At 71.1% G+C, this 14886-nt stretch carries 16 protein-coding genes; 1 reads left to right on the top strand and 15 read right to left on the bottom strand.

Translation table 11 applies throughout. The features are described from left to right. Positions 1 to 92: 92 nt before the first annotated feature. The 10 genes from NFR49_RS09165 to yedF form a co-directional block, all read right to left on the bottom strand. Positions 93 to 1124, bottom strand: a complete 1032-nt coding sequence (locus NFR49_RS09165) for a molybdopterin-binding protein (protein WP_251159292.1) — start codon at positions 1122 to 1124, stop codon at positions 93 to 95. A gap of 11 nt (positions 1125 to 1135) precedes the next feature. Then, complete coding sequence (locus tag NFR49_RS09160) at positions 1136 to 1582, bottom strand: MOSC domain-containing protein (protein WP_251159291.1); 447 nt, start codon at positions 1580 to 1582, stop codon at positions 1136 to 1138. Continuing rightward, complete coding sequence (moaC, locus tag NFR49_RS09155) at positions 1579 to 2058, bottom strand: cyclic pyranopterin monophosphate synthase MoaC (protein WP_251159290.1); 480 nt, start codon at positions 2056 to 2058, stop codon at positions 1579 to 1581. Before moaC ends, NFR49_RS09160 begins: the two co-directional genes overlap by 4 nt. A gap of 3 nt (positions 2059 to 2061) precedes the next feature. Further along, the gene (moaA, locus tag NFR49_RS09150) at positions 2062 to 3012 is read right to left on the bottom strand and encodes a GTP 3',8-cyclase MoaA (RefSeq protein WP_251159289.1); all 951 of its coding nucleotides are present in this window, start codon (positions 3010 to 3012) and stop codon (positions 2062 to 2064) included. Then, entirely contained in the window at positions 3005 to 4096 is a 1092-nt protein-coding gene (locus tag NFR49_RS09145; RefSeq protein WP_251159288.1) for a sulfate/molybdate ABC transporter ATP-binding protein, read from the bottom strand. The genes moaA and NFR49_RS09145 overlap by 8 nt, the downstream gene beginning before the upstream one ends. A 1-nt stretch (position 4097) precedes the next feature. Next, on the bottom strand, positions 4098 to 4769 hold the full coding sequence (gene modB, locus NFR49_RS09140) for a molybdate ABC transporter permease subunit (protein ID WP_251159287.1): 672 nt from the start codon (positions 4767 to 4769) through the stop codon (positions 4098 to 4100). A 12-nt stretch (positions 4770 to 4781) separates the two neighbouring features. After that, entirely contained in the window at positions 4782 to 5651 is an 870-nt protein-coding gene (gene modA / locus NFR49_RS09135) for a molybdate ABC transporter substrate-binding protein (RefSeq protein ID WP_251159286.1), read from the bottom strand. Positions 5652 to 5708: 57 nt separating this feature from the next. After that, the gene (locus NFR49_RS09130) at positions 5709 to 6716 is read right to left on the bottom strand and encodes an XdhC family protein (protein ID WP_251159285.1); all 1008 of its coding nucleotides are present in this window, start codon (positions 6714 to 6716) and stop codon (positions 5709 to 5711) included. A 2-nt stretch (positions 6717 to 6718) separates the two neighbouring features. Next, positions 6719 to 7528 (bottom strand): selenium-dependent molybdenum cofactor biosynthesis protein YqeB, encoded by an 810-nt coding sequence (gene yqeB, locus NFR49_RS09125; protein ID WP_251159284.1) that lies wholly within the window; start codon positions 7526 to 7528, stop codon positions 6719 to 6721. Between the two features lie 147 nt (positions 7529 to 7675). Then, on the bottom strand, positions 7676 to 8284 hold the full coding sequence (yedF, locus tag NFR49_RS09120; protein WP_251159283.1) for a sulfurtransferase-like selenium metabolism protein YedF: 609 nt from the start codon (positions 8282 to 8284) through the stop codon (positions 7676 to 7678). Between the two features lie 114 nt (positions 8285 to 8398). Between yedF and yqeC the strand changes: the two genes are divergently transcribed. Continuing rightward, complete coding sequence (yqeC, locus tag NFR49_RS09115) at positions 8399 to 9082, top strand: selenium cofactor biosynthesis protein YqeC (RefSeq protein ID WP_251159282.1); 684 nt, start codon at positions 8399 to 8401, stop codon at positions 9080 to 9082. 209 nt (positions 9083 to 9291) lie between these two features. On the opposite strand, the gene NFR49_RS09110 is transcribed toward yqeC, so the two are convergent. The 5 genes from NFR49_RS09110 to NFR49_RS09090 form a co-directional block, all read right to left on the bottom strand. Continuing rightward, complete coding sequence (locus NFR49_RS09110) at positions 9292 to 9675, bottom strand: Rid family detoxifying hydrolase (protein ID WP_135978656.1); 384 nt, start codon at positions 9673 to 9675, stop codon at positions 9292 to 9294. Positions 9676 to 9757: 82 nt separating this feature from the next. Continuing rightward, a complete protein-coding gene (gene hydA / locus NFR49_RS09105; protein ID WP_251159281.1) occupies positions 9758 to 11164 on the bottom strand; it encodes a dihydropyrimidinase in 1407 nt (468 codons plus the stop codon). 17 nt (positions 11165 to 11181) lie between these two features. Continuing rightward, entirely contained in the window at positions 11182 to 12105 is a 924-nt protein-coding gene (locus NFR49_RS09100; protein ID WP_251159280.1) for an NTP transferase domain-containing protein, read from the bottom strand. 115 nt (positions 12106 to 12220) lie between these two features. Continuing rightward, positions 12221 to 13417 carry a knotted carbamoyltransferase YgeW gene (gene ygeW / locus NFR49_RS09095; protein ID WP_251159279.1) on the bottom strand — a complete coding sequence of 399 codons (1197 nt, stop codon included), beginning with the start codon at positions 13415 to 13417 and terminating at the stop codon, positions 12221 to 12223. Positions 13418 to 13481: 64 nt separating this feature from the next. Further along, a complete protein-coding gene (locus NFR49_RS09090; RefSeq protein WP_251159278.1) occupies positions 13482 to 14870 on the bottom strand; it encodes a YgeY family selenium metabolism-linked hydrolase in 1389 nt (462 codons plus the stop codon). Between the last annotated feature and the right edge of the window lie 16 nt (positions 14871 to 14886).

Raw genomic sequence — 14886 nt, 5'->3', positions numbered from 1 at the left:
CGTCGGGGGCGGGCGGTGTCGCGGGTCGCGAGGTGGGACAGAAGTGCCCGACCATTGGGACAGAAGTGTCCGGGTGGTGGGACAGGCGGGGGTCAGCGGCCGAAGGGGCAGTGGGGGTAGGTGCACGGCTTGCAGCGCAGGCAGAGGCCGCCCTCCCCCATGGACACGAAGTCCTCGCGGGTCAGGGGCACGCGGGCCGCGATGCGCGGCAGCACGAGGTCGAAGATCGTGGAGTCGGCGTACATGACGCAGCCGGGGAGCCCCACCACGGGGGTGCCGTCGTCGAAGTACGCCAGGCACATCATGGCGCCCGGGAGCACCGGGGCGCCGTAGGTGACGACCTCGGCCCCGCTGCGGCGGATGGCGCCCGGGGTGTTGTCGTCGGGGTCCACCGACATGCCGCCGGTGCACACCACGATGTCCACGCCGGAGGCCTTGGCGTCGAGGATGGCGGCCACGACGTCGTCCATGTCGTCGCCGGGCGTCGACACCGAGACGGTCTCGATGCCGAACGCCGCGAGCTTGCCCTCCACCACGGGCGTGAAGCGGTCCTCGATGAGCCCGGAGGCCACCTCGGACCCGGTGGCCACGACGGCGGCCGTCCGGAGCGTGAAGGGGCGGACCTCGAGGAGGGGCTCGCCCGCGGCGGCCGCCTCGGCCTCGTCGAGCACCGAGGAGGGCACGGCGAGCGGGATCACGCGGGTGCCGGCCACGGCGTCGCCCTCCGACACGGCGAAGTCGCCGCGGCGGGTGGCCACCATGACGTCGGGCACGGAGTTCACGGCCATGAGGCGCGCGGAGTTCACGAGCAGCACGCCGTCGCGGGCGGCGGAGAGGCCGATCTTGCCCTCGCTGGGGTCGCCGTCGCGGGAGATGCCGGGGCCCATGCAGAGGGCGGCCAGGCGCTCGGCGGCGTCGTTCTCGTGGAGCATGCCCGGCTCCATCTCCCAGACGTAGAGGAACCGCTTGCCCATGGAGAGCAGGACGGGGACGTCCTCCTCGGCCACCACGTGGCCCTTGCGGAACCGGGGGCCCTTGTAGCGTTCCGGCCCCTCGGGGACGATCTGGGTCATGTCGTGCACGAGGACGTGGCCGACGGCCTCCTCGGTCGGGATCTTCTTCATGGCTCTACCCCCTAGATCTGGATGACGGAGACGGCGTCGCCCGGACGCACGGTGCCGGGGCGCACCACGACGGCGAAGATGCCGTCCGTGGGCATGACGCACATGCCCACGGTGCGGCGGATCTCGCAGTCGTTGTGGCAGGTCTTGCCGATCTGGGTGACGGCCAGGACGGCGTCGCCCACCTCGAGCAGGGTCCCCACGGGCAGCTCGTAGAGGGCGATGCCCCGGGTGAGGATGTTCTCGGCGAAGTCGCCGGCGGACAGCTCGAACCCGCGGCCGCGCATGCGGTCCACGGACTCGTCGGGCAGCAGGCTCACCTGGCGGTGCCAGGCGCCCGCGTGGGCGTCGCCCTCCACGCCGGAGCCCACGACGAGCCCGATTGACTCCTGCGGCCGCTTGCGCGTGCCCTTCTCGGTGCTGATGCTCGTGGCCACCACGGTGCCCCTGACGTCGCTCATCGTCCGTCCTCCCTCACGAAGTGCCCGCTCTTCCCGCCGTCCTTCTCGAGGAGGCGTACGTCCGCTATGACCATGTCGCGCTGGTGCGCCTTGCACATGTCGTAGATGGTGAGCCCCGCCACGGACGCCGCGCAGAGCGCCTCCATCTCCACGCCGGTCTCGCCCCGGCAGGTGCACACCGCCTCGACGGCGACGCCGTCCTCCTCGAGCTCGAAGGAGATGTCCACGCCCGTGAGCGCCACCTGGTGGCACATGGGCACGAGCTCCCAGCAGTGCTTGGCGGCCTGGATGCCGGCCACCTGGGCCACGCCGAGCACGTCGCCCTTCTTGGTGCCGCCGGTGCGCACGAGCTCCAGGGTCGACGGCGCCATGAGCACCTTGCCGGCGGCGCGGGCGCGGCGCAGGGTGGCGTCCTTGGCGGAGACGTCCACCATGCGGGCGCGCCCCTGCCGGTTCACGTGGGTCAGGTCGTTCAAGGTTCAACCTCCAATGGCGTTCATGGCCCGGGCGCTCTGGCTGGCGTGGTCGGCGTCCATGGTGTGGCGTTCGGGCTTGCGGTGGATCTCGTCGGCGATGACGCGCACGAGGGCGTCGGGGGCCAGGCCCCGGAGCGGCACCTCGCGGCCGGAGTGCAGGCAGGCCTTGAGCATGCCGTCGGCCGTGACCCGGATGCGGTTGCACCCAGAGCAGAACCGGTGGCTCATGGGCCTGATGAGGCCCACGGTGCCGCGCCAGCCCGGGGCCGAGAAGGTCTCGCTCACACCGTCCGCGCCCACGGGGGCGAGCTCGGGGAGCTCCTCGAGCACGCGCTCGGCGGGGACGAACGAGGCCCTCGGCCACGAAGCCGCCTCGCCGATGGGCATGAGCTCGATGAAGCGCACCGAGGCGACGGCGCCGTCCCTGGCGAGGCCCGCCAGGGGGCGGATGTCGGCCTCGTTGACGCCGCCCATGAGCACGGCGTTGACCTTGACGGGGCCGAGGCCCGCCTCCCGCGCCGCGGCCAGGCCGGCGAGGGCGTCGTCGAGGCTCCCCGTGCGGGTGATGGCGCGGTAGCGGTCCGGGTCCAGGGAGTCGAGGCTCACGTTCACGCGGTCGAGGCCGGCGTCGACCAGGGCGCGGGCCTTGGGCGCGAGCAGCGTGGCGTTGGTGGTCATGGCCACCTCCTCGATGCCCGGCACCGAGCGCACCATGGCTACGAGGCGCTCCACGCCCAGGCGGGCCAGCGGCTCGCCGCCGGTGATGCGCACCTTCGTGACGCCGAGCCTCGCGCAGGCGGCGACCACGACGGCCATCTCCTCGAGGCCCATGACGTCGGAGTGGCAGACCTTCTCCACACCGGCGGCCGGCATGCAGTAGCGGCAGCGGCAGTTGCAGCGGTCGGTCACCGAGAGACGCAGGTAGGTGATGGAGCGACCGGTCTCGTCAAGCATGGGCACCTCCTAGGGCGCGGGCGCGGCGGTCCGTGAGCGGCATGACGTGTTCGGGGGCGATGTGCAGCGTGAGCCGGTCCGGGTCGCCCAGGGCCGCCCAGGCGTCCTTGTCCAGCTCGTAGCGGATCTTCCCGGGCCCCCGGGTGGAGAGCATCACGATGGTGGAGAACGTGCTGTCGATCACGCGATCCACGGTGCAGGGGATGGGGTTATCGCTCCCCTCAACGGAGAAGTAGTGGGCGCGCAGCCCCACGTAGTCGGTGGCCGGCCCGGCCTCACCCGCACACGCGAGCGTGACGCCCCAGTCGTCGCAGGCCACCTCGTGGGGGCCCGTGGCGCGGGCGGCCGAGATGTTCTTGCAGCCGGAGATGACGGCCGCCGCCCGGGTGCCGGGCTCCTCGAAGAAGCGCTTGGTGGGCACCGCCGGGTCCGACACGCCGCGGTCGACGGCGCACACCTGGTCGCAGAGGCGGTAGACCTCGTCGCGGTCGTGGCTCACGTAGACGGTGCCGCCGGGAAAGCTCTTGAGGGTGTCGGCCAGGGCCATCTCGAGGGTCCAGCGCAGGTGGCCGTCCAGGGCCGAGAACGGCTCGTCGAGCAGCACGAGGGCGGGCTCGCTCGCCAGCATGCGGGCGAGGGCCGCGCGCTGCTGCTGGCCGCCGGAGAGCTGGGAGGGCCTGCGGTCCTCGAGGCCCGAGAGCTCCATGGCCGCGAGCTGCGCCTCGGCCGCCTCGCGGCGCCGGCGTCGGGCGGCGGCGCCCCTGAGGCCGGGCGCCGGCACGGCGCACATGACGTTCTGGAGCACCGTCATCGTGGGGAAGAGCGCGTAGTTCTGAAAGAGGTAGCCCACGTGGCGCTCCTGGGGCGGGAGGTCGATGCCGGCCTCGGAGTCGAAGAGCGTGCGGCCGTCGAGCACGATGCGGCCCCCGTCGGGGCGCACGGTGCCGGCGATGCAGCCGAGCGTGAGCGACTTGCCGCAGCCCGAGGGGCCGAGCAGGGCGAGCACGCCGTCGCCCTCCAGGGAGAACTCCACGTCGAGCCTGAACGACCCGAGGTCCTTCCTCACCGACACGTCGAGGGCCATGTCACGCCGCCTTCCGGGCGCGGGCGCGCCGCTCGAACATGTTCATGGCCATGAGCACCACGGCCGAGATGGCCAGGTTGACGAGCACCCAGCTGAGGGCGCCGGCGTCGTCGCCGGTGCGCCACAGCTGGTAGACCGTGGTGGAGATGGTGGCCGTCTGGTTGGGGATGTAGCCGGCCACCATGGAGGTGGCGCCGTACTCGCCCAGCGCGCGGGCGAAGGCGAGCACGGCCCCGGCCACGATGCCGGGGGCGCAGGCGGGCAGCTTCACGCGCCAGAACACCCACGCGTTCGACTTGCCCAGCGTGCGCCCGGCCTGGGCCAGACGCTCGTCGAACCCCTCGAAGGCGCCCCGGGCCGTGCGGTACATGAGCGGGAAGCTCACCACCACGGTGGCGAAGACCGCCGAGTACCACGTCATGACCAGCCTGAGGTCGAAGGTGGAGAGGAACCACCCGCCCAGGGGCCGCTTGGGCCCCAGGACGAGCAGGAGCAGGTAGCCCACCACCGTGGGCGGCAGGACGAGCGGCAGGGTGAGCACCACGTCCAGGACCCCCTTGAGCCACCGCGGGGCGCGGGCCACGAGGTCCGCGAGCCCGATGCCCAGGAAGAAGACCGCCACCGTGGCGATGGCCGCGATCCTCAGCGAGTTGAGGAGGGGGAAGAGGTCCATGGCGCGTCCCCCCTACCCCGCGAGCGGGGTGAAGCCCACGGCCTCGAACTCCGCGGAGGCCTTGGAGCCGCGGCAGAACTCGAGGAACCTCTTGGCGTCGTCCAGGTGCGCGGCGCCCTTGATGGCGGCGGCGGGGTAGACCACCTTGCCGCACATCTCCTCGGTGGCCTCGGCCACGGGGTCGAGGCCGGCGGAGTAGGCGTCGGTGGCGTAGACGATGCCGCAGCCCACGGCGGCCTCGCTCACCTGCGTGGTGACCTCCTTGACGTTGGAGCCGTAGGTGATGCGGCCGGCGTCGGCGAGCTGTCCCTCGTCGAGCTTGAGGTAGGAGAGGATCTTCTGGGTGTACTGGCCCACGGGCACGTCCTCGTTGCCCATGGCAAGCACGACGTCGCCGGAGGAGAGCTTCTGGGCCATGGCCTCGAAGGAGTCGATGGCGGCGGGGTTGCCGTCGGGCACCACGAGCACGACCTTGTTCTCGAGGAGGTCGAGGCGGGTGTCGGGCTCCACGAGGTCGAGGTCCTCGGTGTTGGCCTCGTTGCCGGCCTCGAGCTGGTTCATCTGCTTCTGGGCGGCCGAGATGAACACGTCGCAGGGCGCGCCCTCCTGGATCTGGGTCTTGAGGGTGCCCGAGGAGTCGAAGTTGAAGCTGGGCTGCGAGGAGTTCTCCTCGGCGAAGAGCTCGCCGATCTTGGTGAGCGACTCGGTGAGGGAGGCGGCGGCGAAGACCACGAGCTCCTTCTCGGCGTCGTCGGCCGTGCCCTGCTTGGAGTCGGACGAGGTGTCGTCGGCCTTGTCCTGGGACTGCCCGCAGCCGGCGAGGGTGCCGGCAGCGGCGACGGCGGCGGAGGCGCAGAAGGCGCGACGGGTGACTGGCTTCATGGATAGGTCCTTTCCTATGGGTAACCACGGCCCCTGCGGCACGGGTTGGGAACCTTGTTACGAACGGTGATGGGGGCCGCCGGCGCGGTGGCGCACCATCTCGGCGCACACCGACACGGCGATCTCGGCGGGGGTGACCGCGCCGATGTCGTCGCCGATGGGCAGGTGCAGGGCGGCCACCTCGGGCGCCGGGATGCCGGCGGAGAGGAGCTCCTCGTCGAACAGGCGGCGCTTGGAGCGGCTGCCGATGCATCCCACGTAGGTGGGGTGGCGGTCCATGACGGCCTTGAGCACGTCGAGGTCGGCCACATGGCCGTGGGTCATGACCACCACGTAGTCGCGCGGGCCGACGGGAAGCCCCCGGGCCACGTCCACGAAGTCGCCGCAGCGCACGGTGCGGGCGTCGGGGAACCGCTCGGGGACGGCGAGGGCCGGGCGGTCGTCGGCCACCTCGCAGGTGAAGCCCACGGCCGAGAGCGCCGGCACGAGGGCGGCGGAGACGTGGCCGGCGCCGAAGACGTAGACCACGGGCTCCGCCACGGGCCCCTCCACGTAGGTGCGGGCCTCGGGGTACCAGAGGGTCTCGTTGGCCCCGGGGGACGCCGGGCCCGGGACGTCAGGCGCCCCGTCGCGCACCGCGAGCGCGGCCGGGCCCTCCTCGGGCCACGCGGCCTCGAGCCAGTGGCCCGCGCCCGCGTCGAGGGCGTCGAGCAGGCGGTCGAGGAACACGGCGTCGGCCGGCACCAGCCGGTGGATGCCCACGAGGGCGTCGCCGCCGCAGGCCATTCCGGTCATGGCGTGGGTGTACCAGGTGAGGTCGTCGGCGGGGCCGGTGCCGTCGGCCGCCGCGAGGCAGCGCTCCTGCACCATGGCCTCCACCTTGCCGCCGCCCACGGTGCCGATGAAGCCGTCGCCCACGTAGGCCATGGCCGCAGACGCCTCCCGGGGCATGGAGCCGCGGCACGACAGCACCACGGTGACCACCGTGGGGCGGCCCTGGGCGAAGGAGCGGGCGACGGCCCCCACAAAGCGGGGGTCGCGCAGGGTGTCGGTGAGGTCAGCCACGGTCACTCCCCTCCCTTGGGTCGGCGGGGGCGGGCGCGGAAGTGGTCCAGGGCCTCCAGGACGCCGCCGGCGACGGACCGGGCCTTGTCGGAGACCGAGAAGCAGTTGGAAACCTCGCAGCGCGGGTCGATGTCGCCGGCCTTCATGCCGCGGAAGACGGTCAGGCCGTCCTGGAGCAGGCCGCGGAGCACGCCGTCGATGGTGGCCTCCATGGGCACGCCGTCCACCGTGGCCACCACGTCGCCGGCGGCCACCACGTCGCCGATGGACGCCACGCCGCTGAAGACGCCGTCGGCCGGGGCGCGGAGCACCCGCTCCACGGTGTAGCCGCCGATGTTCCCGGGGATGCCGGTGTTGGGGGCCGGGGTGCCGCGGTAGTAGACGCGGCCGAGGTCGTGGCCGCGCTGAGTCTCCACCGCGGCGTCCACGTCGTCGGGGGCCGTGAACCCGGGGCCCACGCCCACGACGATGGGGGCCATGGAGAGGTCGGTGCCGAGGTTGCGCTTGGCCAGGATCGCGTCCACGACAGCGTCGGGGGCGAGCGCGGGGATGGAGCGGCCGTCGGGGTCCACCATCACGGCCACGTCGCCGGCGGCCACCGCGGCCGCGGCCTCGTCGGGGCCGGCCACGGCCACGCCGCGCACGTCCTCCACGAGGGTCTCGCCCAGCCGCACCGCCTCTGAGAAGCACACCGTGCGCCTCACCGACGTGGGCTCCGCGATATCGAGCATGACCACCTGCCAGCCGGCCCGGTGAAGACGCACGGCGATGCCGGAGGCGAGGTCGCCGGCACCACGCACACAGACGAGCATGGGACTTCCCTTCCCCGTTGTTCTCAAGAACAAATAACGATGACAAGGCCGGTGCCCTGTCCCCTAAGGGCCTTTGCCACTTCAGGCCTCTAGAAAACAGGGCACCATGAATCTTCCGGTAAACGAAAGGACCTTGACGGGAGTGCCCTAAACGGTAACCACGCCCGGCTGGGCGGAGAGGATCTGGGCGATCTCGTAGAGGTTGGTCACGCCGCCCACGGCCAGGCTGTCGCGCAGGTGGTGGAAGTCGAGGCAGGTGCCGCAGGTGAGGATCCTGCAGCCGCGCTCCTCGAGGGTGCGGACGTCCTCCACGGTGTCGCTCCCCTCGCAGGTGAGCCGGGCGCCGTCGTTGAAGAACAGGCAGCAGGAGGGCACCTGGTCCTGCTGGGAGAGGGCGTAGATGAGGCCCTTCACGAGGATGTGGCCGAGCTCGGGGTCGCCCTGGCCCATGGAGGAGGACCCGAAGGCGAAGACCGAGGGCACCGTGGCCGACAGGTCGCAGATGGCGGCGGCCTCCTCCTCGGCGGAGGCGACCTCGACGGCGCCCTCGGGCACGAGGGTCATGACGGTGTGGTCGCCGGCCTCGGTCACCGTGAGGGCGCACCCCTTCTCGGAGGCGAGGCGGGTGAGGTTGCCCCGGGCGGTCTCGTCGTCCACGAGCACCTCGAGGGCCTCCCCGGCGAGGAGCTCCTTGAGGGCCTGAAGGGTCATGATGACGGGCTTGGGACAGGTGATGCCGCGGGCGTCGATCTGCATGTCGCTCTCCTAACGGCTGGAGGTTTCGTTGTCTCAATGAGAACATATCGCAAAGGGGCGGCGTCCGTGCCCTCCCCCGTCAGGAACCTACCAGACTCCATGTGGGGCAACCAGATGAATATTCTTGACTTCCTTCGAACGGCACCGGGCGTCACGCCGGTGGTAGGGAGCGGCGGCAAGTCGTCGCTCCTCGCCCACCTCGCCCGGGTGCTCCCGGGCACGGCGGTGCTCGCCACGACCACGCGCGTGCTGCCCTTCGACGGCGTGCCGTTCCTGGGCGACGCCTCGCCCGACGAGGTGGGCCGGGCCCTCCAGGGCCACCGGGCGGTGTGCGTGGGCGTGCCGGCCGAGCACGGCAAGCTCGCGGAGCCCTCCTGCGGCGTGGCCGCGCTGGCGTCGGCGGCCGATTACGTGCTCGTGGAGGCCGACGGCTCCAAGCGGCTGCCGCTCAAGGCCCACGCCCCCTGGGAGCCCGTGGTGCCGGAGGGGGCACGGCCGACGGTGCTCGTGGTGGGCGCCTCCGGGTTCGGCCGCGCGGTGGCCGAGGCCGTGCACCGCCCCAACGCCTTCTGCGGCCTGGTGGGCGGCTCCCCGCTCGACGAGGCCACGCCGGAGCTCGTGGCCCGCGCCGTGGCCGCCGAGGGGCTGGCAGGCACCGTCCTCGTGAACCAGGTGGACCCGGGCGACGGCGCCGCCATGGCCGCGGCCGAGCGGTTCGCCGCGGCCCTGCGGGAGGCCGGCTTCCCCGGCCGCGTGGGCGCGGGATCCGTGCGGGCCGACCGCGTGCGACAGCTCTAGGCGTCCCACCACCCGGACACTTTTGTCCCAATGGCCGGGCACTTCTGTCCCACCCCCCGGACACTTCTGTCCCAGAAGGCCCGGAGCCCGGCCGGCGTTACCGAGCGGAGGCCCCGGGGAGCCGGCTGCGCGCCGCTCCCCGGGGCCTCCGGAATTACATAGATCTTGGAATGTGCGAAGTGACAGATGGGCCAGGCACCGCTGTCACGCTAGACGCGGGCCACGGCCTTGATCTCGACTTTGGCGCCCTTGGGCAGGGCCACCACCTGGAAGGCGGCGCGGGCCGGGAAGGGCTCGGAGAAGAACTCGGCGTAGACCTCGTTCATGGCGCCGAACTCGGCGATGTCGGTGAGCAGCACGGTGGTCTCCACGACGTCGGCCATGGAGGCGCCGGCCTCGGCGAGGATGTTCTTGACGTTGGTGAGGCTCTGACGGGTCTGGCTGGCGATGTCGTCGCCGGCGAACTCGCCGGTGGCCGGGTCGATGGGAAGCTGGCCCGAGACGTTGATCGAGAGGCCCTCGGCGGCCACGGCCTGGCTGTAGGGGCCGATGGCGGCGGGGGCGTTGACGGTGGTGACGGCGCGGTTGTTCATGGGTTCTCCTATCGTTGTCTCCCCCGCCGGCCGGCGGGGCGGATGACCGGGACGGAAAGCGGCCGCATCGGCCGCAGGGGCCTTACGGGACCTCGGGGCCGTCGTCGATGCGGCGCGGCTCGCAGCCGGCGTGGCGCGGCACGTAGCGGCCGGGCTTGGCGCCGGTGGGCTCGCCGTTCTCGGCGGCGAGCTCGCCGTTGACGAACACGTAGCGGGGCATGCCCTGGGCCTCGAAGCCCTCGTAGGGGGTGTAGTCCACGGCCTGGTGCTGGTTCTTGACCGAGATGGTCCAGGCCACGGAGGGGTCCCACACGCAGACGTCGGCGTCCGAGCCGGCGGCCAGCCGGCCCTTCTCGGGATACATGCCGAACACGCGGGCGGGGTTCTCGCTCATGAGCCGGCAGAAGTCCTCGGGGCCCAGCTCGTCGGCGAAGAGCGTGTGGATGAGGGCGGGCCGGTGCTCCACGCCGGGGCCGCCGTTGGGGATCTTGCGGAAGTCGCCGACGCCACGGTCCTTCTGGCCGAAGAGGTTGAAGGAGCAGTGGTCGGTGGCCAGGGTGTCGATGGAGCCGTCCACCAGGGCGTCCTGCAGCACGGAACGGTCGTGGGGCTTGCGGGGAGGCGGGCTCATGACGTACTTGGCGCCCTGGAAGTCGGGCTCGAGGAAGCACGTGTCGTCGAGGATGAGGTACTGCGGGCACGACTCCACGCACACGTCCACGCCGCGGGCCTTGGCGGCCTCGATGGCCTCGAGGCCCAGGGCCGTGGAGAGGTGCACCACGTTGACGCGGGCGCCGGAGAGCTCGGCGAGGTACATGAGGCGCGAGATCGCCTCGGCCTCGCAGATGGCCGGGCGGCTCATGGGATGGCCCTCGGGGCCGGTGACACCGGCGTCGAAGACGCGCCGCTGGAGGCTGTCCACGAGGTCGCCGTTCTCGCAGTGGACGCAGAGGATGCCGCCCCCGGGCCTTATGGTCTCGAGGACGTCGAGCATCTGGTCGTCGGGGAGGCGCAGGTGGTCGTAGGCGAAGTACGTCTTGAACGAGGTCACGCCGGCGTCGAACATGGCCGGGATGTCGGCCTTGGTCTCATCGTTCCACTCGGCGATGGCCATGTGGAAGCCGTAGTTGGCCGTGCACGTGCCGTCGGCGCGGCGGTGCCACTCGGCCAGGGCGTCGGGCATGGTGGTGCCGCGGTCCTGGGTGGCGTAGTCCACGATGGTGGTGGTGCCGCCGCAGGCCGCCGCACGGGTGCCGCTCTCGAAGGAGTCGGCGGTCCAGTCCATGCCGGTCCAGCACTGCATGTGGGTGTGGGCGTCGATGAAGCCGGGGTAGACGTAGCAGCCCGACGCGTCGTAGACCTCGTCGAAGCCGTCGCGCGAGGCCACGCCGCCGGGGACGACGTCGGCGATGGAGCCGCCGTCAAGGACGAGGTCGCCCCGCACGGGCCCGGCGGGGGTGACGAGGATGCCGTCGGCGATGAGTTTCATGGTGTGCTTGTCCTCCTTCACTGGCAGGAGCCGAGGCGCCGGAGCTCCTCGGGCGTGTCGACGTCGGCGACGGAATCCGGCCCCAGGGCCTCCACGGTCACCACGCGCGCGGCGACGTCGGGCCTGGAGGCGATGAGCGCGGCGCCCCCGCGATCGCCCTCGACGCCGGCCAGGGCGCCGAACAGGTCGCGCGGCCAGAGCACGGGGTTGCCGGGCTCGCCGTCGGACGCGAGTCGGACGACGGCGCCGGGGTTGGCCTGGTGACAGGCGACGAGGGCGGAGACGTCCCCGGGCGCGAGCCGGGGCTGGTCCCCGCAGACGAAGAGGCAGCCGGCCGCGTCGCCCACGGCGGAGAGGCCGGCCCTCACGGAGTCGGAGATGTCGGGGCCGTCGGGGGCCACGCAGGTAAGGCCCAGGCCCTCGGCGAGGTCCGCGACGGGCCCGGGGGCCGCCGCCACCACGGTGTCGAGGAGCCCCTCGGGCAGCGCGGTGAGCGTGTGCGCGAGCACCGGCCGGCCGTCGAGGTCGGCGAGGAGCTTCTGGGAGCCGAACCGCTCCGAGCGGCCGTTGGCGAGCACCACGCAGGCGCACCGGGGCATGCCGAAGAGCCCCTCGAAGCACGAGGCGAACGCGGCGTCCGCGGCGTCGGAGCAGGCGGCCTCGAAGGCGCGGTAGCGCGCGAGGAGGTCGGCGCCCCGGGGCGTGAGCTCCGACGAGCCGCCGTCGGCGCCGCCGATACGGCGGGCCAGCAGCGGAAAGCCGCAGGCCTGCTCGGCGTTCTTGACCACGCGGTTGGCCTTGGAGTAGCTCATGCCCATCTCGCGTGCCACGGCGGAGAGACTCCCGAGGCGGTCGACGCCCTCCAGGAGCCGGTAGGGCCCCGGCCCGAAGAACCGGGAACCATCCCCGTCAACCAGCGACGCATGTACCGAAGGCCTCATCCCTCTCCCCTCCCCCGGAAGATCCGACCCATACAGACCGGGCCGGGCACGATCGGTCGCGCCCGGCCCGGTGGAAGCTATGTACCCTCAGGCCCCACGGGCGTGTGGGTCCAGCTTACTTCTCCTGGAAGAGACGGGGCTTGTCGGCGGCGTCGAGGGCGCGCAGGGTGGCCTGCGGGTCCTTGCACTTGGCCAGGAAGATCATGGCCGCGATGGCGTACGGCTTGTAGCTGGCCTCCTTGTACATGCCCACGCGGTGCGCCTCGAAGACGTCGTTGGTGACCTCGCCGTGCTCGCAGGAGACACCCTCGATGTCGGCGGGCAGCGGGTGCATGTAGATGGCGTTGTTGGTGGTGGCCATGAGCTCGGGGGTGGTCACCCAGTCCATGTGCTGCTTGTTCTGCTCGAGGAGCTTCTGCTCGAGGGCGTCGATGCCGTCGAAGTCGCCGGCGGCGTAGAGCTTGGTGCGCTCCTCCATACCCACGAACGGGGCCCAGCTCTTGGGGATCACGATGTCGGCGTCCTTGAAGGCCTCGGCCATGTCGTTGGTCTTGGTGAAGGTGCCGCCGGACTCCTGGGCGTTCTTGCGGGCCACGTCCTCGACCTCGGGCATGACGTCGTAGCCCTCGGGGTGGGCCAGGACGACGTCCATGCCGAAGCGGGTCATGAGGCCGATGATGGCCTGGGGCACGGAGAGGGGCTTGGCGTAGCTGGGCGAGTAGGCCCAGGACATGGCGATCTTCTTGCCCTTGAGGTTCTCGACGCCGCCGAACTGGTCGGCGATGTAGAGGAGGTCGGCCATGGACTGCGTGGGGTGGTCGATGTCGCACTGGAGGGAGACGAGCGTCGGCTTCTGGTTGAGGATGCCGTCCTTGTAGGACTCGTCGACCGAGGCGATGACCTCCTTCTGGTACTTGTGGCCCTCGCCGATGTACATGTCGTCGCGGACGCCGATGACGTCGGCCATGAAGGAGACCATGGTGGCCGTCTCGCGCACGGTCTCGCCGTGGGCGATCTGGGACTTCTTCTCGTCGAGGTCCTGGACGGTCAGGCCGAGCATGTTGCAGGCGCTCGCGAAGGAGAAGCGGGTGCGGGTGGAGTTGTCACGGAAGATGGAGATGCCGAGGCCCGAGTCGAAGATGCGCGGGCTGATGTTGCGCTCGCGGAGGTTGCGGAGGGCGTTGGCGACGGCGATGACGGCCTCGAGGTCGTCCTTGGACTTGTCCCAGGTGAGCAGGAAGTCGTTCTCGTACATGTCCGAGAAGTCGAGGGTGTCGAGCTTGTCGATGAGCTTCTGAAGCTGAGCGTCCATGGGTGCCTTTCTTCGTGGTCGATGGGGCGGCGGGGCCGCAGGGCCCCGCCGCAGGGAACCGGGGTTACTCGCCGTCGTTGTCGGTGCCGAGGTTGTCGGCGCGGAACTCGGTGGCGGACTCGCAGACGGCGTCGCCGTCGTAGAGGTTGACGGAGGCCACGTAGAGGGCGGCGGCGGTCACGAGGTCGTCCTTGTAGGTGACCTCGTTGGGGGCGTGGGCCTGGGACTCGGCGCCGGGGCCGTAGCCCACGCAGGGGATGCCGTAGCGACCCTGGATGGCCACGCAGTTAGTGGAGAAGGTCCACTTGTCCACGAGGGGGCGGTGACGCAGGTCCATGGCGCAGTCGGGTCCCTGGCGCTCGTCGCCGAAGAGGGCCTTGTGGGCCTCCACCATGGCGGCCACGTGGGGCGCGGACTCCTTGTTGATCCACGTGGGGAAGTAGGCCTCGGTCTCGTAGACCTCGCCCGTCCAGCTGGGACGGTCGTAGTTGTACATGGAGACCTGGACGTCGTCGCCGTACTTCTTCACCGCGGGGAGGTCGCGGATCTCCTGGAGGCAGCTCTCCCAGGTCTCGCCGGCGGTCATGCGGCGGTCGATGGAGATGGAGCAGGAGTCGGCCACGGCGCAGCGCGAGGGCGAGGTGTAGAAGATCTGGGAGACGGTGCAGGTGCCACGGCCCAGGAAGCGGGCGTCCTCGAAGTGCTCGGGGTTGTACTTGGGGTCGAGCATCTTCACGAGGCCGCGGATCTCGGTGGACTCGTCGCAGCCGTTGTTGTTGAGGTCGCGGACGTCGGCGATGATGTCGGCCATCTTGTAGATGGCGTTGTCGCCGCGCTCGGGGGCGGAGCCGTGGCAGGAGACGCCCTTGACGTCCACGCGGATCTCCATACGGCCGCGGTGGCCGCGGTAGATGCCACCGTCGGTGGGCTCGGTGGAGATCACGAACTCGGGCTTGATGCCGTCCTTGTTGTAGATGTACTGCCAGCACATGCCGTCGCAGTCCTCTTCCTGGACGGTGCCGACGACCATGATCTTGTAGCCCTCGGGGATGAGGCCGAGGTCCTTCATGATCTTGGCGGCGTAGGTGGCGGAGCAGACGCCGCCCTCCTGGTCGGAGCCGCCGCGGCCGTAGATGACGTCGTCGGTCTCATAGCCCTCGTAGGGGTCGGCGTTCCAGTTGTCGATGTTGCCGATGCCCACGGTGTCGATGTGGCCGTCCAGGGCGATGATCTTGTCGCCGTCGCCCATGAAGCCCATGACGTTGCCGAGACCGTCGACCTTGACCTCGTCGAAGCCGAGCTTCTCCATCTCGGCCTTGATGACGGCGACGACCTCGCCCTCCTCGCAGCTCTCGCTGGGCTTGGAGATCATGGCACGCAGGAAGGCGGTCATCTGGGGACGGTACGCCTCGGCCGCGTCCTTGATCTTCTGGTAGTCGAGCTCTTTGTTCACTGCAGTTCCTCCTCGC

It is taken from the genome of Caniella muris (genome assembly GCF_943193035.1).
Classification (GTDB): Bacteria; Actinomycetota; Coriobacteriia; order Coriobacteriales; family Atopobiaceae; genus Granulimonas; species Granulimonas faecalis.
This window is presented reverse-complemented; position numbering and strand designations above follow the sequence as displayed.

Bases quoted from the DNA above. Each gene is read 5' to 3' on its own strand.
- NFR49_RS09165 (WP_251159292.1), bottom strand. From the start codon at position 1,124: ATGAAGAAGATCCCGACCGAGGAGGCCGTCGGCCACGTCCTCGTGCAC.
- NFR49_RS09160 (WP_251159291.1), bottom strand. From the start codon at position 1,582: ATGAGCGACGTCAGGGGCACCGTGGTGGCCACGAGCATCAGCACCGAG.
- moaA (WP_251159289.1), bottom strand. From the start codon at position 3,012: ATGCTTGACGAGACCGGTCGCTCCATCACCTACCTGCGTCTCTCGGTG.
- NFR49_RS09145 (WP_251159288.1), bottom strand. From the start codon at position 4,096: ATGGCCCTCGACGTGTCGGTGAGGAAGGACCTCGGGTCGTTCAGGCTC.
- modB (WP_251159287.1), bottom strand. From the start codon at position 4,769: ATGGACCTCTTCCCCCTCCTCAACTCGCTGAGGATCGCGGCCATCGCC.
- modA (WP_251159286.1), bottom strand. From the start codon at position 5,651: ATGAAGCCAGTCACCCGTCGCGCCTTCTGCGCCTCCGCCGCCGTCGCC.
- yqeB (WP_251159284.1), bottom strand. From the start codon at position 7,528: ATGCTCGTCTGTGTGCGTGGTGCCGGCGACCTCGCCTCCGGCATCGCC.
- yedF (WP_251159283.1), bottom strand. From the start codon at position 8,284: ATGCAGATCGACGCCCGCGGCATCACCTGTCCCAAGCCCGTCATCATG.
- yqeC (WP_251159282.1), top strand. From the start codon at position 8,399: ATGAATATTCTTGACTTCCTTCGAACGGCACCGGGCGTCACGCCGGTG.
- NFR49_RS09110 (WP_135978656.1), bottom strand. From the start codon at position 9,675: ATGAACAACCGCGCCGTCACCACCGTCAACGCCCCCGCCGCCATCGGC.
- hydA (WP_251159281.1), bottom strand. From the start codon at position 11,164: ATGAAACTCATCGCCGACGGCATCCTCGTCACCCCCGCCGGGCCCGTG.
- NFR49_RS09100 (WP_251159280.1), bottom strand. From the start codon at position 12,105: ATGAGGCCTTCGGTACATGCGTCGCTGGTTGACGGGGATGGTTCCCGG.
- ygeW (WP_251159279.1), bottom strand. From the start codon at position 13,417: ATGGACGCTCAGCTTCAGAAGCTCATCGACAAGCTCGACACCCTCGAC.